Origin of the sequence: Aulosira sp. FACHB-615 (assembly GCF_014698045.1) — a bacterium.
In the GTDB taxonomy this organism is placed as follows: Bacteria; Cyanobacteriota; Cyanobacteriia; order Cyanobacteriales; family Nostocaceae; genus Nostoc_B.
In genome coordinates this window covers 121935-147491 of sequence record NZ_JACJSE010000004.1, presented here as the reverse complement: position 1 = coordinate 147491, position 25557 = coordinate 121935, and the positions used below count along the sequence as shown (strand labels likewise).

Genomic DNA, 25557 nt, shown 5'->3' with positions numbered 1-25557 from the left:
TTACTTAAATTCCATCACTTGCTCAGGCAAATTATTAAACTTTTCGTCCTTGACCTGCACAAGAATAGGCTCACCTTGACGCTCTCTTTCTGGCGTAAACCGGAGTCCATCACCTGATGTTTCATTACTTGAAAGTGTCACATTTTGTAAATTCTCTAATACCGTATTCCGAGAAGCATTAGAAGATAGAGATTTAATTAAAGCCTTAGTAGCATCATAACTAGTAGCAGTACGCCAACTAATTTCTCCTCCCCATTGCTGCTGTGCTTGTTGGGCAAATAGTTCAGCTTTTTGTGTGCCTCTAAACCAAGGAACTGATAGAATGATTCCTTCAAAAGCCTTTCCACCTCTTCTTAACATTTCATCGCTATAAAGTGAGTCCCCACCTAATAGTTTTAATGCTCGTTTTTGGGTATTTGAGGGATTATTTTTGAGTAGTTCATTCACCTTGGCAATGTTGATACCAATTTCAGTGTATGTTACATTTGGAAATAACATAGCTGCTTCTGCCCCATATTTAGACAAACTGCTAGGAACTTCTTTCTCTGCATCAAATGTGTTAAGAGTTAAGTCAATCATTGGTGGGCGCACTACTTCACCTCCTAATCTTTCAAAGTGTTTTGTAAATACTTCTCTAAGTCCATCACTATATGGATTTTTAGGATTAGCAAAAATCACTACTTTTTTTAATTTGAGATTTTTGTAAGTATATTCTGCTAGTTTTTTACCTGCGGCTTCATCGGAAACAACTGCTCTAAAGAAAACTGGGTTTTGTAAAAAAATGCTGGTGCTAGTGGGAGAGATGACAGCTAATTTTGCTTGTCCATATTCTGGTAGTACAGCTTGAGTAACTTCACTAGAATTATGACCAATTACTGCTAAGATGGATTGGTCTTTAATTAGTTCCTGGGCTACTTGTTTTGCTTTCTCTGGGTCATTAGAATCGTTAGCAATGACAATTTCTAGTAATCTACCGCTAAGTCCACGATTTCTATTGAATTGATTTTGTGCTTGTGCTACGCCGCGTAACATTTCCTGAGCATTACCAGTTCGGTTGTCTGCTGGTACAGCTACCGCCAGAGTCAGAGGTGAACCTTGTTGAAGAGCGCGGGCATTGTTAGAGTAAATTAGTACTTCAGGATCAGAACGATTTGCTGCTACAGCCTTGTCAAATAATTCAACCGCTTGTTGATAATTACCTTGTTTAAATGCGGCAATTCCTTGGTCACGAAAGATGTTGGTAATATTGAAAAAAGTGCGATCGCCTCTACTAATTCTACTAGTATCTGCTATGCAAAAAAAGCCTAAATTTTTCTGTTGACCGGCTGGACAGGTTCGGAAAAATTGATACCCACCAAAACCCAAGATAGGTATAGTTGCGATCGCTAATAATGATCGAAATACAATATTACCAGAAATTCGCGATCGCCGATTTGGAACCATAGGAGTCACATTATTATCAGCTACGTTCACACTATCATTACTTTCAGATGCAGATATACTTTCAGGTATAGGTAAAATTCTATTTTTAAAGACTGAAACTTCTTTTAGCTTTTTTTGAGAATGAACTCTTTGAGGAGCAATTGCCAAAACTTGTTGAAACTGTTCTTGCGCCTGATCTAATTTTTCTTGAATTATCAAGTAATGTCCATATTCTTCTCGTACATTTAAAAGACCATCTTTGCTAATTTCTGGAGCAATTTTGTAGCATAGTGTATAAATTTCTAAAGCTTTGTCAAAGTTTTGTCCTTTTAAGTATTCTTCAGCTAGAGACAATAAAGGCTGCAAAACCATTTCTTGCATATTGCTTATCGAGTAAAATTGATAAGCACGCATCAAAAGCTCAAAAGCTTTATCAAAATTTTCTACTTTTAAATATTCCTTAGCTAAGGACTTGACAGTTGTGAAATTATTCGGATTAAGTGCTAACGCTTGCTCATAAATCTGCAATGTTTGAAAGTCACCACGTTGACGTAGATCATCCGCTACTGATAAGAGCTTATTAACGTTGTCTTGCTCGATTTTCTCCAATTCTTTGATCTCATCCTTGAGGCTATGATTTTTCACCAACCAACGGTAGACTAATTCTATTTTGATTCTATGTGGCGCATTATACAAGAAACCATATTTAGCTAATTGGTTAGGTACGTCAGTTAAGGTTTCTGTTATCACTCCATAGCTTCTCAGCAAATTTAGCGGTTCTTCAAGAATATTTTCATGATTTTCAATCGCTCTCTTTTGAGCTTCTGCTACTACTGAAAGAATAACTTGCTCTGGGAGCATTCGTCCTTCCCAAAACCCTGCTAGTCCCGCATGAGCATCGTCATCTTGAAATACCCTATTTACAATGCTTTCAATATCTGTACGAGTTATAGTCCATTTATCCCGTTCTCGTGCTACGTTAAAAAGAGTACGGCAAATAACTTGAGTAAAATAGGGATGCCCGGCTGATAGTTGGAAAATTGCCGAGATTGCCTCTGGTTCATATTTTAGAATTCCCTCAGCAGGTTTAGTAATTTGTTTTTCAGTACTATCCTTATCTAAAAACCCAATTTCTTGGTTGGGCGCTTTTTTCAGAAAAGAAAGCAAAGTGTCGAGAGTGTCGAGTTTATCAATATGTCGTCCCACTACCACAATAATAAATAATTGTTTATCGTGTTTTAAAAGTGATTGAATCCAGGAAATAACTTCTTTATATGCAGTTTCATCTTCAATCAAAACATCAAATTCATCTAGCAGTAAAATCAATTTTGCGTTATTTAATAGCCGATAAACTGGGAATAAAAATTGATTTTGAAAAATTTTGATATCCTTTTTTAATTTTTCTTCAGAAGGTATATCTATTTGTTCTTTATCTTTTTTTAATTTTTCTACAATTGCTCTTGCAATTTTGTGTATTAATTCATGAATAGAGCAATTAGTAGCATCTTGACAATCAAAATTAACAAAGATAAATTCTTGACTGTCTCTGTCTATATTTTTTGGAATTTGTTTGAGTACAGATGATTTACCAATTCGTCGTTGACCATATAATGAAATTAGTTGTACATTTTGTCTGAGGTTATCTTGAATCACAGCAAACAAATCTTTTCTGCCAAAAAATTTTTCTGGTTCTTCAATAGGAATACCGATAATGTAAGGATTTGCAATAAAACGATTTTTATTTTCTTTTTCTTCAACCATATTTTTTCTGATTACCAGTTATATATTCGGCTTAAATAGTAGTTAGACATCAACTTAAAAATCGAGGGTAAATATATGAATTTACCCTCATTTGTAATCAATGACTGTTCAAATTAATCCTTTAGGAAATGCTGCTACGACTTTAGCAAACCAATCGAGAAGAGATGGTACAGCATCTTTATTCTGCCATAACCAGGTAATGGCTTTTTTAAATTGCTCAACTTGCCCATGACTCATGAGATTGAGAAATACTTTTTCTCGTTTTTTGAGTTCAGCTTCTTTTGTATTCAAAATTTCTTGAATTACCCATTTTTCCATAATTGAGGAAGTGAAGAAGTAAAACTTTCGTTCTTCCATAAGTTTGGAAGTGATAATACCTTGTTGCTCTAAATTAGTTAGCCTGCGCTCATCTTGGGTAAAAATGCGGCCAATACCACTCAAGTCAAAATGTTTTTCATTTAAACGTCCCTGCAAAGCCAATAAAGCAATCAACATCAACAAAGTTTGGTCTATTTCATCGCATCTTGACCAAATTGTTTGAAAAATTTCTTGAGTGTCTCTTTCAAAACCTTCAGCAAATGCGTTAACATCAGCTTCTTGCTGTCGTTGCAGTTCTCTGTATAGAAAAAAACCAGCAATTTGTACCAGAGTCGGGTGTCTACCAGTCATATCTCGAATTGCATCCCGTAATTCTGCTGGTCTAATTATGGTTAGTAGTTGATCTAAATCTTTATCAGCAAATAGTTTGAGGGATTGAAACAGGTAGTGATTGTACCAGGGGGAAGCATTAGCCTTGACTTTTGGGCCTAGTTCGTTGAGACGGTTGAGTGAGGTGACAATCATTGAGAGGTATCTTCCCCCAACCGCTAAACTACGACATTGAGCCAAAAATGTTTCTCTCTCGGCTTCAGTGTATTGTTCGTTTAGTACTAAGCTTACATCAAAGTCATCTACTAGCAAGGCTAAGAATTTATTTTCTCTTTCTAACCTCCGCAAAGCTTGGCGCAAACTATCATTTGTAACTGGAGCTTTTTCCAGTAAGGACTTAATATAAACTTGTAATTGAGGCTCACTGTCTAATTTCTCATGAAAGAGTTTCAAAACTTCTTGCCAAAAAGCAGCAGGAGTAAAAGGATGCAAATCTTCACACCTGAGTAGCACAATTACAGCCGTAGATGGGTCTAGTCCGTGATCTATCCAGGCTTGGGGTGAAGCCACTTTTTCCAAAAATGAAGTTTTACCCATTCCTAGTCCACCCCAAATCGCTAGGTGGCTGCGGTTATAAATTTGGTCAAATGCAGATGCTATTTCTGATGTCCGACCAACAAAGTGTTCTGGAGGAACTTGTCTTTTAGCAAAGAAGGGATTTGGAGACATTGTGATTGTACTAATTGTTAAATAAATATATTTTTATAGGAAATATATTGATCATCTGCACAGAATTTTCACTTATTAGGTGAATATTAAATCTAGAACAGGCAACACAAAATAATCCCTTTGTCTAGCGAGATATAACAATTTTTATTTAGCTTAATAAGGAACACTTGTGGTGGGATATTTACTTAATACCATAAATTCTTTATGGATTAGTATTAACTTAAAATTAAATAAACGTATCACCAACTGCATAGACTGAGTTAAAGCAAGAGGCAGAGGTAAATATATTACCAGGACTTACGCAAAAATAACGTAACTCCGTCATTACGACTGATAGAGAAGTAATCTCTCCTAACGCCCTTGATTGCTTCCCTACACTTCGTTCCAGTCGCAATGAAATTATTGGCGTTGCGTAAGTCCTAATATATTAGAGCTAATTTGTAAACTAAAGTAAAATACTTACCCTGTAAGGGTTTCAGAAATGTTACTTAATACAGCACTTATTCGCTGTAACTTAGACCTAGTAATGATTTGAGTCTCCTTAAGATTTTCTTTACGAATCAGCTCTTACAATACCGTTCAGTTAAGACTAAAAACCAATTCTAGCGTAGGTTGGGTTGAGGAACGAAACCCAACATCCGAGCATACTTTGTTGGGTTACGCTATCGCTCCACCCAACCCATTTTTCTGTTTAACTGTACGGCAATGGGTAAGAGAACAATTAGCAAAATCATCAATCACCGATTAGTGTTAGTTTAAAATCAAAGCGTTGCATAAAAACCATACATTATGTCATCAACAGCAATTACTACTGTAGTCAAAATGATGGAATCTTTACCGATTGAGGTACAAGACCGCATTGCAGAACATCTGCGAGAGTACATTGATGAATTGCAAGATGAAATTAGATGGAATAGTGCTTTTAAAGGAACTCAATCAAAATTGATTGCTGCGGCTAAACAAGCTAAACAAGAAATTGCTGAGGGAAAAGCAACTTTAATGGATTATGACCAGTTATGATGTCAGTGGTCTGGAGAGATACCCGCACTAGCAAGATATTATTCCTCTCACCACAGACAAAGAAATTAGTTTATGCTGGAAAAAGTGAAAGATTAAGAAAATTTAAATTTTTCTCCCAGTGTACTCATGCAATGTATCGTAAATCGCCGCGCTCAATTTTCGGCTAGTCATCGCTATTGGCTACCCGAACTGAGTGATGCTGAGAATTTTGAGAAATTTGGTGCTGGCTCAAAATTTCCTGGACATGGACACAACTATGTCTTATTTATTTCCCTGGCTGGGGAATTAGATAAGTATGGCATGGTGCTGAATTTGTCTGATGTCAAACAAGTCATTAAACGCGAAGTTACCAGCCAACTGGATTTTTCTTATCTCAATGATGTCTGGGCAGAATTTCAAGAAACTCTCCCCACCACTGAAAATATTGCACGGGTTATCTGGCGGCGGTTAGCACCCCACTTGCCTGTAGTCCGCGTACAGTTATTTGAACATCCTGAACTTTGGGCAGATTATATGGGAAACTCAATGGAAGCTTACCTCAGTATCAGTACTCACTTCAGTGCCGCACACCGTTTGGCACATCCTGATCTCAGCTTAGAAGATAATACTGAGATTTATGGTAAATGCGCTCGGACAAATGGCCACGGACACAACTATCATTTAGAAGTGACGGTGAAAGGCGAAATTGATCAGCGCACTGGAATGATTGTTGATTTGGGTGCATTGCAGAAAGCGATCGCAGATTATGTGGTAGAACCATTTGATCACACCTTTTTGAACAAAGATGTACCTTATTTTGCTGAGGTTGTGCCGACTGCGGAAAATATCGCTCTATATATTAGTAGTTTACTGCGATCGCCCATCCAAGAACTAGGAGCCAAGCTTTACAAAGTCAAACTCATCGAAAGCCCCAATAACTCCTGCGAAATCTACTGCACAGATACAGAATCAGATACTGTCGGTGCAGTAGATAGCCAACCTGTTTTAGCTAGGTTGTAGTTGTTCTAGAGGCGCGAATTTCCGCGTCTCTAATTTTTCATCACCAGAAATCCCAGCAAAAAATGACTATCCAAGAAAAGTCACACGGAGATGATAAAATTACTCCTTAGCTATTTAGTTAAGAATGAGTAATAATCAAATGCCCTCGATGCTTCATCCCTTGCAAATTGGTAAACATATCGCCCGTTATCCCATTATGCAAGCGGCAATGGCAGTGAGGGTTGCTGGCGCACAATTGGCTGGCGCAGTTGCGAATGCTGGGGGCGTGGGGATGATTGCTTCCCTGGGACTGGGCTTAGATTCTCCCTACTTTAATCAACGCAAACCGAGTAGTTTTTTTAGTGCCAATCGACTCGCACTTATTGATGAATTGTCTAAAGCCAGATGTATCAGCCCTGATGGCGTGATAGGCGTGAATATTCTTGTCGGTACGAAAGATTACGCCAAGTTAGCCACAACCGCCGCAGCCGAGGGTGCAAATTTAATTGTGACTGGGGCAGGAATGCCTTTAACTTTACCAGAATACACGGCTGATTTTCCTGATGTTGCCTTAGTACCGACGATCGCTAATTTTGATGCAGCCCAGTTTCTTTGTCAAACTTGGAAAAATCGATATAATCGCCTACCCGATGCCTTAATTGTGGAAAACTGCCAGAAGGTAGGCGGACATTTTACCCAATGTGAACAGATAAATGTGCCGGGGTTTTCAGTTGGCTGGGTGGTTTCGCAAATTCGGGATTATTTAGCCGAGACGATGGGTGTGAGGATACCTTTGATTGTGACAGGTGGCATTAGCGATCGCCACGATATTGATCAAATGTTAGCAATTGGCGCTGATGGCGTGCAGATGGGTACTCGCTTTATCACCACAATTGAATGTGATGCCAATCAGCGTTATAAAGAACGTCATTTGCAAGCGAATTTAGCAGATATTGTTACTGTACCCAGTCCCGTCGGCAAACCGAGTCGGGCTTTACGCAATGCCTTCGCAGAGGAAATAATAGTAGATTCATCACAGAAAAGGTCTTGTATTGCCAACTGTTTAGACACTTGTCTGTTTCGAGACAAAGGCAAAACCTACTGCTTACTCAATGCCCTAGCGCAAGCTGCCCGTGGTGATGTGGAACATGGTTTAATTTTTTCTGGTGCTAATGTTAGCCATCCAGGGCGTATGATGTCTGTTGCAGAATTGATGGCAGATTTGACGGCTTAACACCAAAAGTATGGGTAACTTATTGCTAAATCTGCGTTGTGGCTAATGCTACGCTTTAATTAACTTGAGTTCGACAAACATCACTGAAAAAACGAAAAATGATTCATCGAACTCATATTTAATTACAATTAAGTTTTAAAGTAATTGCTGAAACTGGAAATTTTTAACATTAATTTATGAACATAAATGACATTCTCAAATCCTATGTTGCTGGTAAAAGAAACTTCCAAAAACTGAATTTGCAAGAAGCAGAATTAACTAATGCCAACCTTACAGGTGTAGACTTTAGCTATGCTGATTTGCGCCAAACCAGACTGGGTAAAACTAATCTGAGCCAAGCTTGTTTACGAGAAGCTGATTTAAGTGAATCTATTCTTTGGGGTATAGATTTAAGTGACGCAGATTTATATCGTGCTGTTTTGCGAGAAGCTGATTTAACGGGTGCAAAATTAGTTAATACTCGGTTAGAAGAAACTAACTTAATTAAGTCAAGTTTGTGTGGGGCTAATTTGCATAAAGCAAACTTATCGCGTTCGCTGCTATTTCAAGTTGATTTGCGTCCTAGTTCTAACCAGCGCACAGATTTAGGATATGCACTGTTGACTGGAGCAGATTTGAGTTACGCTGACCTGAGAGCGGCTTCTTTACATCACGCTAACTTAGATCAAGCCAAGTTGTGTAGAGCTAATCTGAGTAAAACAATACAGTGGGGTAACTTAGCGGCCGATTTAAGTGGGGCTAGTTTACAAGGTGCAGACTTGAGTTATGCCAATTTAGAAAGTGCAGTTCTGCGAAAAGCCAACCTCCAAGGTGCAGATTTAACGGGGGCTATTCTCACCAATGCTGATTTTCAAGGAGCAATTATGCCTGATGGTAGGATTCATGATTGAAGAGGAGCGATCGGGTAGTAGTCCATAGTTAAGAAGTGTTGTTAAGACCACAAAAGAGCTTGAGATTCTGCAAAAACATACATTTACGGGTAAAGAAAAGTTTGGCGTATGTAATTGCCATCATGAATATAATTTTGCATGGCATTGATGCGCCAGCCATCATAAACGCAGTACAAACCATCAGGTTCAGTGCCGCCGAAACCTCTAGGTTGAGCGAAGCCGAAACCCAATTAACCATCAAATACATAAGATTTGACTTATGCTGATTCAGAAAATTGTCCAAGAACTGCAAAACATCCCCGAAGATAAACTCGCAGAAATTTATGATCTGATTCACTACTTTCGCTTAGGTTTAAATCGGGAAACTGCCCAACCTCTGACGGTAAGCGAACTTGAACCGCGTACCCCAGGATTACTAACAGGAAAACTCAGCGATGCTTTTTTTGAACCCTTACCGGAAGAAGAACTTCAGCAATGGGAAGAAACTACCTAATTGACACACATATCCTATTATGGTGGCTCTTTGATGACCCAAAACTCGATACTGAATGCCGAGACATCATTCGCAACCCCGATCATCGCATTTTCGTGAGTAGTGTTTCTGCTTGGGAAATTGCCACTAAATACCGCATTGGGAAACTACCTGAAGCAAAACAACTCGTTGAGCAATATTCACAGATATTAAATCGGGCAAGATTTATCGAATTTGGAATCACCTCAGCCCATGCACTCAGAGCCGGAAGTCTACCAATTGCCCATCGAGATCCCTTTGATCGTATGAGCATGGCTCAAGCGGAACTCGAAAGTTTGCCCGTCATCACTTACGATACAGCATTTCAAACGGGACTGATTCAGGTAATTCCCGACCACAAGTAAAGACTATGAATGAAGCCGAAACCTCTAGGTTGAGCCCAAAGTTTACTCAGTTCATAGTCATGGGAATACTGCTTGGGTAATATAGAATGTCTTGAAGCAAGACTAACGCACGGTTTCTCGCAAAGCCTCAGCATCAATGGGCTGGATGAGATAAAGCAAGAGTAAGTTCCAAACAATAGCCGTGATTAAAGGTAGTTTACGTATCAGCTTGATAAATTTAGGCTGAGAACTACGTTCAATTTCGGCAATTTGTAAGTTATGAGCCGCGCAGCGTTGTAAGCGCGGGAAAAATTGGGGATGTTCGGTATTTAACATTACAGGAAAAGCCCGTCCGGCGGTTTCATTGGTGTTGTAAACTACTTGACGGTCAAATTCTGTTGCATCTAGTCCTAAAGTTTTGTAAAAACCAGTCCGTTCATGAACTGTCATTGTGTGGGTAGCAAATACCGACAGCAAGAAAAAGCGACTCCACAGTTTAGCTTTCCAGTTGTTCCAGAGTTGCGGTTGAGAACGTAACAGTGCCTTAAATATGTCTCCGTGGCGGTTTTCGTCCTGACACCAGCTTTCAAAGTAGCGGAAGATGGGGTAAAACTGGTTTTCCGGGTGCTGTTGTAGATGTCTGTAAATAATGATGTAACGCCAATAGCCGATTTTTTCTGAGAGATAGACGGTGTAGAGTACCCATTCTATCGGGAAAAACGTATAGGTGCGGGTTTTCGTCACCATTGCTAAATCTAGGGAGAGTTTAAAATCCCCCATTGCTTTGTTGAGAAAGCCGGCGTGGCGGGCTTCATCTCGCGCCATGAGTTGAAACATCTCTGCTAGTAAGGGACTGCGATGTTTCAGCTTGCGCGACAACTCCTTGAACAGCAAAAAGCCAGAAAATTCAGAAATGCAAGAGCGTTCTAAATAATCAATAAACGCTTGTCTCGCTTCACCTTTTATGTGTTCCCAAGACTGTTCAAATGCTTCATCCCGAACAAAGTGGTGGCGGTTATAGTCGGCTCGCATCTCGGCTAACATCGCTTGTAATTCTGTATCTTGAGTAGACAAATCTAAGTTGGCTGCTTTTTCAACATCTGTTGTATAAAAGCGGGGAGTGAGTACAGTTTCTTGGCTGGGGGTTTTAATTCCTGGCTTGGGTAGAGTATTAACCATAAGTAATGCGGTAATCAAGTAAATAATTTCATAACTATCAAGTTATGATAAGTGGGATTCTTTGGCTAGACCTCTTTACAATCCTTCAGTAAAGTCGGAAATAACCAGACGCTAGATACTGTAGTTGACTAGAGAAAAGTCTTTGAGGGCAGGGGTTGGGATAGTTTATTAAGTTTTGAAACTTATCGGTTGCAAATTCAATTCATAACTATATAGTTATTGAGTGGTGATAATTTCACCGACCTGAAATTATAGAGGTTTTACCATGCGCCGTCATTTCGATAAGTCTCTGCAAGAATATCCACATCACACAACCTTCCTCCCATCACCGAATCACAGCATACCCAAGGATTCACGGCAGCGAGTGTTACAATTCATGCAAAACATCCAGGATGAGATTTGCACAGGGTTAGAGCAAATTGACGGAGAAGCAAGTTTTCAAGAAGATTATTGGGAGCGAGAAGAAGGTGGGGAAGGACGTACCCGCGTGATTAGAGAAGGGCGGGTGTTTGAACAGGGGGGTGTGAATTTTTCCGCAGTCTGGGGAAAAAGCTTACCAGCTTCAATTTTGACTCAACGTCCAGAAGCAGCAGGACATGAGTTTTTTGTCACAGGAACGTCAATGGTGTTGCATCCTCGCAATCCCTTTGTGCCAACAGTACATCTTAACTATCGCTACTTTGAAGCTGGGCCGATTTGGTGGTTTGGTGGCGGTGCAGATTTAACGCCATATTATGCCTTTACTGAAGATGCGGTTCACTTTCATCAGACGTTGAAAAATGCCTGTGATTCTCACCATCCAGAGTATTACCCAACTTTTAAGCGGTGGTGCGATGAATACTTTTATTTGCATCATCGTCAAGAACAGCGCGGTATTGGCGGGATTTTCTTTGATTATCAAGATGCTAGTGGTAAGCTTTACGTCGGTTCCCAAACAGATACTCCAGCCGCCATTTATAGCGAGAAAGTGGGAAATGTCGATCGCAATTGGGAAGATATATTTGCGTTTGTCAAGTCTTGCGGTGAAGCTTTTTTACCTGCTTACTTGCCCATTGTAGAACGGCGACAAGAAATAGAGTATGGCGATCGCCAGCGTCATTTTCAACTGTACCGTCGGGGTCGTTACGTCGAGTTTAATTTAGTTTACGACCGAGGCACAGTATTTGGCTTACAAACCAAGGGCAGAACCGAATCTATCCTGATGTCATTACCACCTTTAGCACGCTGGGAATATTGCTATCAAGCAGAAGCCGGAACCCCAGAAGCAGAACTGACAGAAGTTTTTCTTCAGCCTAGAGATTGGGTGTAAGAAAGGCAAAAGTAAAAAGTAAAAAGTAAAAATTTTACTTTTTGAATTTTGAATTGGGATGAGGAGTGTTTGTGAAATTTAATTCCATGAAAACTTGGTCAGATAATCCCCAATCATTACGTCTTGATTGGCTAACTGTCGCATTTTTTGCGATAATTCATGCTCTGGCATTGTTAGCACCGTGGTTTTTTTCTTGGTCAGCGTTGGGTGTAATGGTGTTGCTGCATTGGCTATTTGGCAGTATTGGAGTTTGCCTGGGATATCACAGAATGTTGAGCCATCGTAGCTTGCGTGTGCCTAAGTGGTTGGAATATGCGATCGCAATTTTGGGGGCGCTATCTTTGCAAGGCGGGCCAATATTTTGGGTAGCGGGACATCGTTTACACCATGCTCACACAGAAGATGAATACAAAGATCCCTACTCAGCCCGCAGAGGTTTTTGGTGGAGTCATATTTTATGGATTTTCTACCCCAACAAAGAGTTCTTTGATTATGACTGTTACCGAAGATATGCACCGGATTTGGCGCGAGATGGTTTTTACCGTTGGCTCAACCGCTACTTTTTAATATTACAAATTCCTGTCGCCTTGTTGTTATATGCCCTCGGCGGTTGGTCATTTGTCATCTATGGTGTGTTTTTGAGATGTGTAATTTTGTGGCATACAACTTGGTTTATTAACTCAGTCACGCATTTATGGGGATATCGCACATTTGAGTGTAATGATAATTCGCGTAATCTCTGGTGGGCGGCGATTCTCACCTATGGCGAGGGATGGCATAACAATCACCATGCTTATCCTCATATAGCTAGGTGTGGTTGGCGCTGGTGGGAAATTGATATGACTTGGTGGGCAATTAAATTGTTGAAAACCCTGCGTTTGGCACAAGATGTCAACTTACCACCAAAGTAGATTCTATTGTTGCACCAAGCCCCGACAAATGGAATTCGCACGCCAGTAGTATGAAACCTTATCCCGCCTGGAACTAAAGTTCCATGCTCATAGCCAAAGTCCACTCAAGTGGACTAATGAATTTTTAGTTGAGTCCTCTTCAGAGGACTTGTGCTGTGAGACTCGGAATTAATTCCGAGGCGGGATAGATGCACTCAACTCAGATTTGTGTATACACCACAGCCTTTTCAAGAGCAGGGTTAGGGTGGTGTAAAAAATATTTGATACATCAGTTATGACGTTTAAAACATACTCTTACAAATACAACCGTAGGGGTGAACAGCCGTTCACCCCTACAATTTGTTTTCTTGATTTTCAAGATAGTTACTACGCCAAAATTGGTTTTGAGTCTTAACTGAACCTTATAAAGCCAAAATGGGTAACATTCTCAAAAACTGAGTATCCTTTTTTCTCACTCAGCACTCAGCACTTAAAACTCAGCACTTGCTCAAGAAGATAGATATTGCCCCATTTCTGGTTGTTGACGACGCAGAACATTCATGGCTTGCTGCTGAATTTGACGAACACGTTCGCGGCTGACATTGAGCTTTTCGCCAATTTGTGCCAAACTCCGTTCTTGGTTATCTAGCAGTCCAAAACGCAAAATTAATACTTCACGTTGTACAGGTTTCAGTGATGATAACCAGTTATCCAAGTCTTGACGCAGCATTTCTTGGGTAATTTGGTCGTTGGGAGAGATACCATTATCACTTAAAAGTTCACTGAGTTCTGTGTCTTGGTTATCACCAACTTTTAAATCTAAAGAAATTGTCGAACTAGCAGCACTGAGATATTCTCGAATTTGGCTGGGTTCGATGTCCAATTTTTGACCAATTTCTGCCACGGAAGGACGACGACCGAGAGTTTGAAACAGTTCTCGCTGGACTTTTTTGATTTGATTGAGTTTTTCGTTAACGTGAATTGGTAGCCTAACAGTACGGGATTTTTCTGCGATCGCTCTGGTGATAGCTTGGCTAATCCACCAGTAAGCGTAGGTTGACAATTTATAACCACGATTGGGGTCGAATTTTTCTATCCCTCGTTGCAAACCAATTGCACCTTCTTGAATTAAATCCAATAACTCTAGGTTGCGACGCTGATATTTTTTGGCGATAGAAACCACCAGTCGGAGGTTTGCTGTCACCATTTTTTGCTTTGCACGTTGACCAATATGGCGGATTTGAGTGATTTCAGATTCGCTTTTGTTGACAAAATTAGCTAATTCTGCTAACGTAGGTTCCCTATCTAATTGTTCACTCAGCTTTTGTTTCTGCTCCTCAATGGCAATCATTTGCTGTACTTGCCTGCCATAAGTGATTTCTTGGTCTGAGGTGAGTAGAGGAAACTGGCCAATCTCTCGTAAATAAATGCGTACCATGTCAGGACTTAGGCTGGACATACAACTTTCAAACTGTGCTTATTTGATAATTTCAGACGAATCTAAAAGTATAAATCAAATAGACTCAGAAAAAATGCCAATTCGCACAAGCCATTTTGTGCTGCGATCGCGCCTGTAGTAGTTCATCAACCGAATATTGCGTGTAGATCCAGCAGGGGTGCAGGGTGCAGGGGGAATTGGGGAAAGCAAAATTCTCTGGGCAGGCTACTAGATGAGGGGTTTTAACGATAGACTGGGGAAAATTCTGGAGAAAACCTTCATGGCAAAGTCAAACGGGGCTAAAGGCGAAACCACAACTCAAGATGTAGTTACCAATACCGAGGATACAGACACGGTACAAGATGCACCCGCACCAGCCGAAAGTAGCCAAGATATTGATGAAATTCTCAACTCGCTGAAAGCTTTACTTAGCAGTGTGGAAAAACTGCAAAAGGTACGTCAAGAAGTTGGCGACATCAAGCCTTTAGTCCAACGAATGCTAGATGGTGAATTATTGGCTGGTGAAGAACTAGAATTACTCAAAACAGGGGTAAGCGGTTTAGTACGTTTAGTTCGGGCTTATGGTGATCATCAAACTGCACTAGCAAAGGCGCAACCTGCAAGAAACCTGTTAGACGAAATCCTGAAATAAGGCTAGAGGCTAGAGGCTGGAAAAATGTACTTTATCCAGATGAAATAGCTGTTACGCAAAATTAAATTCATGGAGAGAGGTGACAGGAAAAGAATGTGTGTAATTAATTTAGTTTAATTACTTAGCTAAAGTTTTTTGCGATCGCCATTATGACTAGTCCACCAGAAACAGCTCGTCTGGAAAATGCCATTAATGCTGCTTGTACAGTCGCCAAACAACAAGGGCTGAAATTTGCTGAAGCTGTGGTGCTGCAAGACAGAAGTAATTTAGTCATTCATTTACGCCCTGCGCCTGTAGTTGCACGCATCGCCACTACAACAGGTACAGTGCGGTTTGGTGATACGTGGTTTGCTAAAGAAATTGCCGTAGCCAGCTATTTAGCCGCCGCAGGCGCACCTGTGGTTAGTCCCAGCAACCTCATTCACCCAGGGACTCATCAGCACAATGGGTTAGTTCTGAGTTTTTGGGAATTTGTCGAAGAAATAGATAAATTACCAGATGCGACTGTTGTGGGAAAAACTTTGCGAGAATGCCATGAAGCTTTAGTCAACTTTGCAGGTGATTTGACAGTTTTAGATCCGTTAACTGAGAGTGAAAATCTGCTGTCTAATCTCATATCTCAAAACGCATTCAGCCTCAAAGATAGCGAAATGTTGCAAGCGGTTAATTATCACCTCAAAAGTCAATTTCAGCAGCTTCAGTTACCAATGCAACCTCTTCATGGCGACTCCAATTTTTCTAATGTCCTGAACACAACAGGCGGCGTATTGTGGACAGATTGGGAAGATACTTTTATTGGGCATATTGCTTGGGATATTGCTTGTTTAATTGCTTCTAGCTATGTTTTCGACACTGAGATAGAACGTGCAACGGCAGCTTTAAATGGTTATGGACTAGCCATAGATCAAGAAATATTAGATTTGTTTATCGAAGCGCGGACTTTTCAAGGTGTGTTGTGGAATTTTATTATCGGACAACAACATCCAGAGAGTCTACAACGGTTAGAAGTTCGGTTACGTTGGTTGCGCGATCGCTTCTCTACCATTGCTTAATTTATACCAGGACTTACGCATCAAAATTTTCTGTGGGGATTGGGTGTGAGGGTGTAAGGGTTTTGAATACTTACACCCTCATACCCCTGCACCCTGTTCTAAAACCTTATACCATTTTGGATTTTAGATTTTGCGAAAAGTTGCGTGGGCGGGTTCCCCGACTTGAGCAAACTTTTCAAGACAGATTTTGGATTGAGACAGGCTTTACTGGTAAGCTTTTGGGCAATTCATTTGTCGCAATCATTCTTCAATTTGGTATTATTTTTTCGTTTTTTTGCGTAAGTCCTATATACAGTTTTTTCGGAATATTTTGCTATTGATCGCCAAAGATAGCATTCCTAAATCATTCGTGAACCAAAAGATCCCCGACTTCTTGAAGAAGTCGGGGATCTGAGCATTTCGATTTTCACAAATCAAATACGATAGCCTCTAACCCCTAACCTCTAGCTTCTACTGAATCACTCTACCGCAAGGATAAGTTGCAACACCTTGGGCTGCATCTCCAACCACAGCCGCAGGTACTTTGTCAGATGGTTGGTTTTTAGCTGCGAGGTAATCTTTTTGCAGTGTGGCTAACATTGTTTCCCGTTGATCGTACAACCGTTTTAACGGCCGAGGTGAACATTGACTTAATGTATATGCTGTCACTAACGGTAAAGCAATCGTGCTATCGGTATAACAAACAATTGTGCTGGGTAACTCTTCTGGGTCAATTTTACCCCAGCTAACCGCCTCCGATGGAGTTGCCCCAGATAAACCACCAGTATCAGGACGCGCATCAGTAAACTGGACAAAGAAATCATGTCCGCGTTCTTCTAACCCTAGTACTTCATGAATTTGCGGTTGAGTTTGCAGTAAGAAGTTTTTGGGACTACCACCACCCAGAATCACCGCCGCACTTTTACCATCTGTTTCTCTCGCATTGTAGGCGATCGCAGCTGTCTCATTCACATCAATGGCGGGATCTAAAATTAATTGCGAACCTTCTAACGCCAACGCTGCTACGTTCATCCCAATGGAACTATCTCCAGGGGAAGAAGTGTAAATTGGTACGCCACACTCGTAAGCCGTCGCCAGCAAACAAGAATGCTGTACACCCAATTGCTTTTCCACTTCCCGGACATACTTACCTAAAAGATAATGAAACTCTGCTGTTCCCATCCGCTTTTGGAAAGGTTCGGCTTGCAAAATCTTGCGAATAAAAGCATCAGTTTCTAACAATACATCGTAGCCAAATACAATGTCATAAATGCGGATTGTACCTTCTTCCCGCAGTTTGACATCATCCACAAATGGATTACCTGCAAATAGCTCAAAACCTAAGCCATAGTGCATATCATGGTATAAATTCGCCCCAGTGCTAATCATCCAGTCAATGAAACCGTTACGAATTAGGGGTGATAATGCAGAAACCCCAAATCCGGCTGGTGTCATCGCACCAGAAAGACTGACTCCCACCGTCACCCCATCTTGAAATACATCTTTACTCAGCAGTTGACAAACCTCCCGCAAACGTGCTGAGTTATATGCTGTGAAGTAATTATTGATTAAATCAACTACCCCAATATTAGATGGTATGGGTGTAGGTGCGATTTTTTGACCACGCTGTTTTGACATTTTGCACTCCCGAACAGTAAACGCGCCGAATCTAATGTTATAGCAACAACCAAGTCAGTGCGGAAATTACACGACTTTTCACTCTGTAACCTGTCACCTATCACCTGTCACCTGTTTTCAGCAAATTCTGGCATCGTCTTAGTGTATAAATCGAATGCACTTTGCCCAAAACAGACGAAAATCACTTGTTCTAGGGAGTTTGACTGTTGCGATCGCAATTTTACAAGCAGGTTCCATCGGGAATCCATAAACACCTGTACTAATAGCCGGAAACGCAATAGTTTTAACTTGGTATTGTGCTGCTAAAGCTAAACTATTAAACCCCTCAGACTGGAAGCCTGGGGCTATACAAACAAAGCCTGCATACGCAGGCTAGTTATATGCTTCTTCATATCGATTTGGTATTAATAACAATCACCCAAATTCTTAAGAAAGTGGAGAATATAGCAATCGTATTTGACTTGTGAAAATCGAGATGCTCAGATCCCCGACTTCTTCAAGAAGTCGGGGATCTTTTGGTTCACGAATGATTTAGGACTGCTCTATAACTCTCGTCAAAGTTACTACAAAACTTTATATTAAAAATGCTTTAATAAAACTATTGAATTATTGATAATAGCCCTAAAATTAGACTTCTATGACTAATAATTGTAGTAAATTTTAAAGCGTTATTGTCAAATAAATTATAAGCTTACTGTCATTTTAGATAAAATCTCTGCGCCTTATTCTATCAGTAAAGTCTTGTATAGCAATCGTAAATCATTTATCAACATCTCTCTCCCTTGTCCCCTTGTCTCCCTTGTCTCCCTTATCCGCCAAGTAGTTACTTTGATAAAATGCTGATGAGTAAAGATACACCAGAAGAATTAGAATCAGATAAAGAAATCGAACGCTTAATTGATGAAGTAATGTCCTCATCCATAAATAATGATTTTAAGCTGACTGATGAGCAGTATCGCCAAAAAATGCAGCGCCGGAAAGAAATCCAAGATCGGCGGATAGCGCAAGCTGTCCCAGAGAAGGGGTTAATTATTGTCCATACTGGTAACGGTAAAGGCAAAACCACTGCGGCGTTAGGAATGGTGATGCGATCGCTTGGTCATGGCTATAAAGTGGCGATCGTCCAATTCATCAAAGGCGCGTGGGAACCCTCGGAAAAACGGGTGTTCAGTGATTGGGAAGACCAAATTGAGTTTCACGCAATGGGTGAAGGTTTTACCTGGGAAACTCAAGACCGCGATCGCGACCTCGAAAAAGCGCAAGCAGCTTGGGAAAAATCTTTAGAATATATCCGCAACCCAGACTTTCATCTGGTACTGTTGGATGAAATTAATATTGCTTTAAAAATGGCTTATTTACAAATAGAAGAAGTTTTAGCAGGTTTAGCAGAGAAACCGCCTCATAAACACGTAATTCTCACAGGGAGAGGCGCACCCGCAGCGTTAATTGAACGTGCAGACTTAGTAACAGAAATGACATTAGTTAAACATCCCTTCCGTGACCAAGGCGTAAAAGCTCAACCCGGAATCGAATTTTAATTCAGTGTGAAACCTGAAGTCTGAAATGTTTATGACATCAGAGATTTCAGACTTCATACTTTTATATTGCATTTTGACACATCTGTAGAATGCGGCGATCGCCAGAACTAATAGATTGAATAGGATGATAATCTTGTAATGCTACAGAGTAAGCATAATTATTGAATTCATCATCAGAAACCGATGGAATTGTACTAGTTGTAGCCACATCTGATGTACTGACATCATCTGGAGAGCCATTGACAGTCATTGCTAACTCACCAGATTTATCAATTGTGCCTTGAAAACAACTAAACTCAGAACTAGGCATATATAAAGCACCAACTACTTTACCTTGCCGTTTCTGAAAAACGATATAACCTTGACCGATTTGGTTTGGTGTTGGTGATTGTCCATAAAGATATACCCCATCTGTTGTGGGAATATTTCCTCTAGTCATTACTCCGGCTTCTTTGCCAGCTTTTTGATAGTGTCTTGGGGATATATCTCTAGATTCAGACTCTATAGTTTCACGCTCAAAAGCTACTGTTTGCTGTTGACTACGCTGTTCCCGAATTTCTCTCAACCGCGACAACAAAGAATTATCAGAACTAACATAGTGATGATTTGTTAATCTAGAAAAATCACCATTCAAAGAGGCGGAACTTGTTACATTTTGTAACTGTTTGCTGAATACAGGTTTAGTCTGCTCACTAACAACACCAACGGTTAAAACTAAGCCAACAATAGAAATTGTTAACTGCCGAGGGGATAAGAATTTAGAAATATTGTTAAGCACCCGACCACTCCTGTTACGAAATTAACTGTCTCCTCTACGACTCACTTAAACCATAACCAATTGTCTATCGTTCAAGGTTCCGTCGATGGTTTGATTTAAATGTCTCAAAATAAAAACTCGTCAAAAAAAGAAGCTTTTTAGAATATTTGACGATAATTTCACATTATCATTACTTAAATAAATGACTCTTCACCCAACAGAATCACCCAATCGGGTGATGTAAATCTGAAATGCAATCTTTCGATGATTTTTGAGAGCTTCTCCTTTACAAATATTGATATTTTGCTCGCCGATTGATTTAACTATAATTAGCTACAACAGCCAAGCTCTGCATTCCGCAAACGATAAAAATTTGATTTGTCGGGTGAAAAGTAGAGGTTAGGGTAGGGGCTAGAGGTTAGAGGCTAAGGATAATTATTTAGAGCATATTTCATCTGAATGAGGTACATTTTTCTAGCCTCCAGTCTCTAGCCTCTCTCACCTTAAAATGTGTACTGCACACAACTGAGAAACGGTTTATTATGATATCTGCTGACAACACTGCTGAACTGTTGACAACTCCACCTTTAGAAAATGGCGATAGGCTCACCCGTGCTGAATTTGAGCGTCGCTACCATGCTATGCCGCATCTCAAAAAAGCAGAATTAATCGAAGGAGTTGTTTACGTGGCATCCCCATTAAGAATCAAAAGTCATGGAGAACCCCATGCCTACATTATGGCTTGGTTAGGAGTTTATAAAGCAGCCACACCAGGCGTAGGTTTTGCTGATAACAGCACTGTTTTATTAGATGCGGATAATGAACCTCAACCAGATGCGTTACTGAGAATCGAACAAGGTGGACAGTCACGCATTACCGAAGATGATTATGTGGAAGGTGCGCCAGAATTAATTGTGGAGATTGCTGCTTCTAGTGCTTCTTATGATTTGCATGAAAAACTGAAAGTCTATCGCCGCAATCAAGTACAAGAATATTTAGTTTGGCGAGTTTACGATCGCCAACTTGATTGGTTTAGATTAAATGAGGGTGAGTATCTTCAACTTGCACTAAATTCTTATGATGTAATTTGCTCTCTAGTCTTTCCAGGGTTATGGTTAGCAAAGTCAGCATTATTATCAGGAGACTTAGCTCAAGTATTAGCCACTTTACAGCAAGGTTTATCGACTCCTGAACATCAGAGTTTTGTAGAGAAATTATCTAGTGAGCATCCAAACTAAAATTTTGAGTATTACGTGTAAACTTAAGGCTCAATTTAACCAACGCCAAAACCTGTATACTGCCTCACCAATGGTTCATGAAATGCTAATACAATATCTTCTTTCGGCACTCCTAAATTAACTAATTCATTAGCAATGCCAATCTCAGTACCGTCATGCTGTATCCAAATTTTGTCATTTTTGATATCAATATGTAACACACAGCCATGCTGCCGTCGTCTATTTTTCCACCCAACATACATCAATTGATAGTGGTTGCGAACGGTATCAAAAATTAATTGCTGTTCGATTTCATCTTTGGCTGAATCTAGATTGGCATATTCTGTTATGGCTTGTTGAACATATTTCTGATATTGCTCTAGCTTTTCCATTCTACAATTACCTCCTGAATTGGATCATAAATTATTAATTTAAGTTGATAACGTTGAATAACCGTTTTGATAAACTGTAACTGAAAAAAAGCTTGATAAACTCCTAATGGTACAGCCAAATATAAAATTCTATCTGGCTCTTTTTGTTCTAACGCAAGATGATAATTAAGGAATTGACCAATCGCTAAATGAAAATCATACATATTTGATGCGCCGATAAAACTTTTAATTTCAACTGCTATTTTTTCTCCTGCTCTTTCAGCAGCTAAAACTTGTTCTGCCCCCAAGTCAATATACATTTCAACATCACCGACTTCAATTTTGAGAGGGTCATTCGTAATTATCCATTCTTCTTTTTCTAACCCTTTCTTAACCGCGTCATGAAAAATGTCTTTAGCAGCCATTAACTTAAAATATAGTGATTTTATCCAAATAATAATACAAATATCGCACTCTATTTTGACACAAAAAATCGCCCCCTGAATTCAGGAGGCGCATCACCGTTATTTAATTATTAACTAGCAACGTATTCTTTAACGTTGGCGCGGCGGCGGCGCAGATGAGCTAAGGCTTGGTGTTCGAGTTGACGAACACGTTCGCGGCTAAGATTTAATCTTTCACCAACTTTCGCCAAGGATAGTTCGTTACCATCCTCTAAACCAAAGCGTAGGGCTACAACTTCCCGTTGTTGGGGTGTGAGTTCAGCTAACAAGGTGTTGAGGTCTTGGCGCAAGAATTCTTGGGTGGTGTAATATTCTGGGGATGGCCCATCATCTTCCAACATTTCTTGCAGTTCGGTGTCTTGGTTGTCACCGACGCGCACATCTAAAGAAACTGGTTGACGTGCCATATTCAGATATTCCCGAATTTGGGCTGGTTCTAATTCCAGTTCTTTGGCGATTTCGGCGGGTGTAGGAGAACGCCCCAAGGTTTGGGCTAATTCGCGCTGCACTTTTTTGATTTTGTTCAGTTTTTCGGTAATGTGAATCGGTAAGCGAATGGTGCGGCCTTGTTGAGCGATCGCACGGGTAATTGCTTGGCGAATCCACCAGTAAGCGTAGGTTGAGAATTTATATCCCCGCATCGGGTCAAATTTCTCTACTCCTCTTTCTAACCCAAGTGTTCCTTCTTGGATTAAATCGAGAAATTCCATGTTACGCTTTTGGTATTTCTTGGCGATCGCGACAACTAAGCGCAAGTTCGCCTCAATCATTTTTTGCTTGGCGCGTTTACCTTGAGCTACCGTTTGTTTGACTTCGGTTTCTGATTGTTTAACATGGTTCGCCCATTCTGGTAAACTCGGTTCGCGGTGCAATTTCTTCGCCAAAGCTTCTTTTGCTTCGACTAGTGTCATCATTTGTTGCACCTGCTTCCCAAAGACAATTTCTTGCTCACGGGTTAGCAGTGGTACACGACCAATTTCCCGCAGATAGGTTCGCACCATATCAGCCGTGAATTTGGTGTTCAGGTTTTCAGTTTGGGTGTTAACAGTAGGCATTGGTGCGTTGTCCTCTACTCCGTAAACACAATGAATCTTTAATAACTAGAAAAATTAATTAGGAAAGGCTATCTATAAAAACCGAAATCAGGTGGTTTCTAGGGATGGCTGATTTAGAAATTTGTTCCCTCTGCTCCTCTACTTGCGGTCGCCGAGCGAAGTCGAGGTGCTGCTCCCTCGTTCTGGCTTCCATAACTGATGAACGGCTATATAAGAATAATTCAGTTCACATACTTGAGATTCCAGAAGATGAGTGTTTGAGATAGGTTCCCCCTACCCTCCCTAAATTGTTAGGTCTTTTTAAAAGCACATTGGGTTGTTTTCAAGAATTCTTCTTTATCTTCAGTTGCGCTCGGCTACTGGTAAATCCGAAGTCGGTATGAGTTTTACTTGCTTTTATCTTAGGACAAATCAGGCGGATAGTAAAGTAGTCTACAGAAGGAGAAAACTATAATCCAAAAGTAGTTAATTACAAAAAAAATTTAAACTTCCTTAGAGTGCTTACTATACCTATAGTGACGGCAAAATCCCCTCTCATGTTGCCTATCGTTAGGGAGAAAACCGAACTCTCTGGGCATATTTTTGGAGGGATGTTACGAATTGGTCAATGGTCATTAGTCATTTGTCATTGGTTCACAATCATCTTGAACAAAGGACGAAAGACAAAGGACAATTTAAAATCCCAAATCAGCTTTAGCTAGTTCTGCTGCGGCGAATACTTCTGCGTCTGGCTTTTCTTCCCAAGCCGGATCGCCGATTTCGGCATAGAAAGTAGCATCGTAAGGACGAGTACGCACAACTACTGGCATGGGAACGGCATGACCTAAAATCAAGGCTTGTTGTTTTGAGTCTAATTTCGCCAGTACCGATCGCAGTCCACCTGCGCCAGATACACCCGTAAAAATGGCATCGATGTCTTTTTCGTCGTTGAGTAAGGCTGTGATTCGAGTACCAATCTGGGACATAACTTCATTATCTATCCCTGACGGTCGTTGATCAACTACTAGCAACGTTACGAAATATTTTCGCAGTTCCCGCGCGATCGTGCCGAAGATGGTACTTTGGACAATTGCCGGGTCAAGAAAACGATGCGCTTCTTCAATGGTAATCATCAAAGGTGTGGGGCGATCGTTGGGGTTTTTGCTTTGCAAGAATTTATCAGCTTTGCGGACATAATGCTCATGTATACGTCTGGTGATCATATTTGTCACCAACATATAAGAGAGCATGTTTGACTGGGAACCAAATTCTACCACGACATTCTTGCCAGCCTCTAAAGATTGTAAGATTTTATTAATGTAGTTGTGGGGGCAAACTGCCCGCATATACTTCAAACCGTCTAGGCGCAAGAGTTTGCGTTGCAAGGCCATAATCGAGCCTTTGTGTCCCCGCTTTTCTTCGCAGAACATTTCGATTTCTTCGTTCGTCATGTTCAGCAGTTGCACAATCCAAGCTTTGTTGAATTCGCTGTAGAGAATATTGGCATTGTCTAACGCGGCTTCTGACAGTCCTAAATCACGACTACATAATTTAATATCTTCAACTTCGATTTGTTCATAACTAAGATATAGTTCCTGAGAATCGCGCACACCCCGCCGCTTAGTTGATTCAGGATCAAGGGTGTAAACTTCCACTTTCCCCGGAAATAATTGCTTTAAACCTTTAACAGTATTGACATTTTTACCTTCGGCGACGGCTTCCCAACCGTATTCTGAGTGCATATCAAAAATCAAGTTTACCGCCGCGTTTTTGCGAATCACCCCAGCCAACAGCAAGCGGGTGAGAAAGGATTTACCTGTACCGGACTTACCAAAAACGCCGTTACTGCGTTCAACAAACCGATTTAAATCAATGCACACAGGTACATCCATATCTAATGGTTTACCAATGGCAAAATTCTTTCTTTGGATGTCATCTTCCCAACCAAAGACGCGGCGAAAATCTTCTTCACTCGCGTCGAAAACTTGGCTAAAGTGACTGGGAATAGTTTTGACTGGAAGTAATTCCATCGTTGTACTAGTTTGGGGTTGAAATGAAGCCAAACCCGTAGTTGATGGGACAAAAGGATTTGCAGATTTGCCGTTAGTGGAAGAAAAAGACTCATTAGATTCGGGGGTAAACATCAACATCGGCGCTAAGGCGATGGTTCCATAAGTACCGCTTCCGGCTAAGACATCTCGTAAAAAAGTATCTTCCCAACTGGGCGGATTAGCAATAATCCGGGCGTTAGCTGTGCCGAGGGATACATCTGTCAGCATACAGAAAAACCGCGATCGCATCCCTTGGACAACTAAAAACTTACCCACCCGCATATCTTCTACAGAAATATCCGGGTGTAGTCTTACTTCTAATCCACCAGTTAGTGAGCCTTGGATTACCGAACCTAATGGTTTTACCAATTTGTCATTCATCAGTTATCAGTTATCAGTTATCAGTTATCGGTTATCAGTCAACAGTTATCAGTTATCGGTTACATACACT

24 protein-coding genes are annotated in these 25557 nt (G+C 40.5%); 13 read left to right on the top strand and 11 right to left on the bottom strand.

Annotated features, from left to right (window positions below; all coding sequences use genetic code 11):
- On the bottom strand, window positions 1-3183 hold the full coding sequence (locus H6G77_RS07850; RefSeq protein ID WP_190871261.1) for an ABC transporter substrate-binding protein: 3183 nt from the start codon (window positions 3181-3183) through the stop codon (window positions 1-3).
- Between the two features lie 108 nt (window positions 3184-3291).
- A complete protein-coding gene (locus H6G77_RS07845; protein ID WP_190871260.1) occupies window positions 3292-4560 on the bottom strand; it encodes an ATP-binding protein in 1269 nt (422 codons plus the stop codon).
- Between the two features lie 789 nt (window positions 4561-5349).
- Here H6G77_RS07845 and H6G77_RS07840 point away from each other — a divergent pair.
- The 7 genes from H6G77_RS07840 to H6G77_RS07810 all read left to right on the top strand — a co-directional run bounded on the left by H6G77_RS07840 (window position 5350) and on the right by H6G77_RS07810 (window position 9558).
- The gene (locus tag H6G77_RS07840; RefSeq protein WP_190871259.1) at window positions 5350-5580 is read left to right on the top strand and encodes a hypothetical protein; all 231 of its coding nucleotides are present in this window, start codon (window positions 5350-5352) and stop codon (window positions 5578-5580) included.
- A gap of 126 nt (window positions 5581-5706) precedes the next feature.
- Window positions 5707-6579 (top strand): 6-carboxytetrahydropterin synthase, encoded by an 873-nt coding sequence (locus H6G77_RS07835; protein WP_190590287.1) that lies wholly within the window; start codon window positions 5707-5709, stop codon window positions 6577-6579.
- Window positions 6580-6703: 124 nt separating this feature from the next.
- Window positions 6704-7792, top strand: coding sequence for a nitronate monooxygenase family protein (locus H6G77_RS07830; RefSeq protein ID WP_242049164.1), 1089 nt, complete (start codon window positions 6704-6706; stop codon window positions 7790-7792).
- A gap of 176 nt (window positions 7793-7968) precedes the next feature.
- Entirely contained in the window at window positions 7969-8682 is a 714-nt protein-coding gene (gene hetL, locus H6G77_RS07825; protein ID WP_190590286.1) for a heterocyst differentiation pentapeptide repeat protein HetL, read from the top strand.
- Between the two features lie 122 nt (window positions 8683-8804).
- The gene (locus tag H6G77_RS07820) at window positions 8805-8948 is read left to right on the top strand and encodes a hypothetical protein (protein ID WP_190669059.1); all 144 of its coding nucleotides are present in this window, start codon (window positions 8805-8807) and stop codon (window positions 8946-8948) included.
- Complete coding sequence (locus tag H6G77_RS07815; protein ID WP_190590284.1) at window positions 8942-9175, top strand: hypothetical protein; 234 nt, start codon at window positions 8942-8944, stop codon at window positions 9173-9175. The genes H6G77_RS07820 and H6G77_RS07815 overlap by 7 nt, the downstream gene beginning before the upstream one ends.
- Entirely contained in the window at window positions 9157-9558 is a 402-nt protein-coding gene (locus H6G77_RS07810; RefSeq protein WP_190590283.1) for a type II toxin-antitoxin system VapC family toxin, read from the top strand. The genes H6G77_RS07815 and H6G77_RS07810 overlap by 19 nt, the downstream gene beginning before the upstream one ends.
- A 102-nt stretch (window positions 9559-9660) precedes the next feature.
- On the opposite strand, the gene acsF is transcribed toward H6G77_RS07810, so the two are convergent.
- On the bottom strand, window positions 9661-10716 hold the full coding sequence (acsF, locus tag H6G77_RS07805) for a magnesium-protoporphyrin IX monomethyl ester (oxidative) cyclase (RefSeq protein WP_190871258.1): 1056 nt from the start codon (window positions 10714-10716) through the stop codon (window positions 9661-9663).
- A 265-nt stretch (window positions 10717-10981) separates the two neighbouring features.
- Between acsF and hemF the strand changes: the two genes are divergently transcribed.
- Both hemF and H6G77_RS07795 read left to right on the top strand, forming a co-directional pair.
- Window positions 10982-12025 (top strand): oxygen-dependent coproporphyrinogen oxidase, encoded by a 1044-nt coding sequence (hemF, locus tag H6G77_RS07800; RefSeq protein ID WP_190871257.1) that lies wholly within the window; start codon window positions 10982-10984, stop codon window positions 12023-12025.
- An 86-nt stretch (window positions 12026-12111) separates the two neighbouring features.
- Window positions 12112-12936 carry a fatty acid desaturase gene (locus H6G77_RS07795; RefSeq protein WP_190871442.1) on the top strand — a complete coding sequence of 275 codons (825 nt, stop codon included), beginning with the start codon at window positions 12112-12114 and terminating at the stop codon, window positions 12934-12936.
- A 487-nt stretch (window positions 12937-13423) separates the two neighbouring features.
- Here the strand turns inward: H6G77_RS07795 and H6G77_RS07790 are convergent, their stop codons facing one another.
- Complete coding sequence (locus tag H6G77_RS07790) at window positions 13424-14374, bottom strand: RpoD/SigA family RNA polymerase sigma factor (protein WP_190590280.1); 951 nt, start codon at window positions 14372-14374, stop codon at window positions 13424-13426.
- 259 nt (window positions 14375-14633) lie between these two features.
- On the opposite strand from H6G77_RS07790, the gene H6G77_RS07785 reads away from it, so the two are divergent.
- Both H6G77_RS07785 and H6G77_RS07780 read left to right on the top strand, forming a co-directional pair.
- Window positions 14634-15005 (top strand): hypothetical protein, encoded by a 372-nt coding sequence (locus H6G77_RS07785; RefSeq protein ID WP_190590279.1) that lies wholly within the window; start codon window positions 14634-14636, stop codon window positions 15003-15005.
- 149 nt (window positions 15006-15154) lie between these two features.
- Window positions 15155-16057 carry an aminoglycoside phosphotransferase family protein gene (locus H6G77_RS07780; RefSeq protein ID WP_190590278.1) on the top strand — a complete coding sequence of 301 codons (903 nt, stop codon included), beginning with the start codon at window positions 15155-15157 and terminating at the stop codon, window positions 16055-16057.
- Between the two features lie 450 nt (window positions 16058-16507).
- Here the strand turns inward: H6G77_RS07780 and speY are convergent, their stop codons facing one another.
- Both speY and H6G77_RS35610 read right to left on the bottom strand, forming a co-directional pair.
- A complete protein-coding gene (speY, locus tag H6G77_RS07775) occupies window positions 16508-17674 on the bottom strand; it encodes a homospermidine biosynthesis protein (protein ID WP_190590277.1) in 1167 nt (388 codons plus the stop codon).
- 138 nt (window positions 17675-17812) lie between these two features.
- Entirely contained in the window at window positions 17813-17953 is a 141-nt protein-coding gene (locus H6G77_RS35610; protein WP_313954488.1) for a macro domain-containing protein, read from the bottom strand.
- Window positions 17954-18516: 563 nt separating this feature from the next.
- On the opposite strand from H6G77_RS35610, the gene cobO reads away from it, so the two are divergent.
- Complete coding sequence (gene cobO / locus H6G77_RS07765; RefSeq protein ID WP_190590276.1) at window positions 18517-19212, top strand: cob(I)yrinic acid a,c-diamide adenosyltransferase; 696 nt, start codon at window positions 18517-18519, stop codon at window positions 19210-19212.
- A gap of 61 nt (window positions 19213-19273) precedes the next feature.
- On the opposite strand, the gene H6G77_RS07760 is transcribed toward cobO, so the two are convergent.
- Window positions 19274-19990, bottom strand: coding sequence for a hypothetical protein (locus H6G77_RS07760; RefSeq protein ID WP_190590275.1), 717 nt, complete (start codon window positions 19988-19990; stop codon window positions 19274-19276).
- Between the two features lie 521 nt (window positions 19991-20511).
- Between H6G77_RS07760 and H6G77_RS07755 the strand changes: the two genes are divergently transcribed.
- Entirely contained in the window at window positions 20512-21207 is a 696-nt protein-coding gene (locus H6G77_RS07755; protein ID WP_190871256.1) for a Uma2 family endonuclease, read from the top strand.
- Window positions 21208-21242: 35 nt separating this feature from the next.
- Here H6G77_RS07755 and H6G77_RS07750 read toward each other — a convergent pair whose 3' ends face one another.
- From H6G77_RS07750 to H6G77_RS07735, 4 genes are all read right to left on the bottom strand, one after another.
- On the bottom strand, window positions 21243-21578 hold the full coding sequence (locus H6G77_RS07750; RefSeq protein WP_190590273.1) for a XisI protein: 336 nt from the start codon (window positions 21576-21578) through the stop codon (window positions 21243-21245).
- Window positions 21566-21982 carry a XisH family protein gene (locus tag H6G77_RS07745; RefSeq protein WP_190590272.1) on the bottom strand — a complete coding sequence of 139 codons (417 nt, stop codon included), beginning with the start codon at window positions 21980-21982 and terminating at the stop codon, window positions 21566-21568. Before H6G77_RS07745 ends, H6G77_RS07750 begins: the two co-directional genes overlap by 13 nt.
- A gap of 110 nt (window positions 21983-22092) precedes the next feature.
- The gene (locus H6G77_RS07740) at window positions 22093-23076 is read right to left on the bottom strand and encodes an RNA polymerase sigma factor, RpoD/SigA family (protein WP_190590271.1); all 984 of its coding nucleotides are present in this window, start codon (window positions 23074-23076) and stop codon (window positions 22093-22095) included.
- Between the two features lie 674 nt (window positions 23077-23750).
- On the bottom strand, window positions 23751-25487 hold the full coding sequence (locus H6G77_RS07735) for an ATP-binding protein (RefSeq protein ID WP_190669039.1): 1737 nt from the start codon (window positions 25485-25487) through the stop codon (window positions 23751-23753).
- Window positions 25488-25557: the final 70 nt, after the last annotated feature.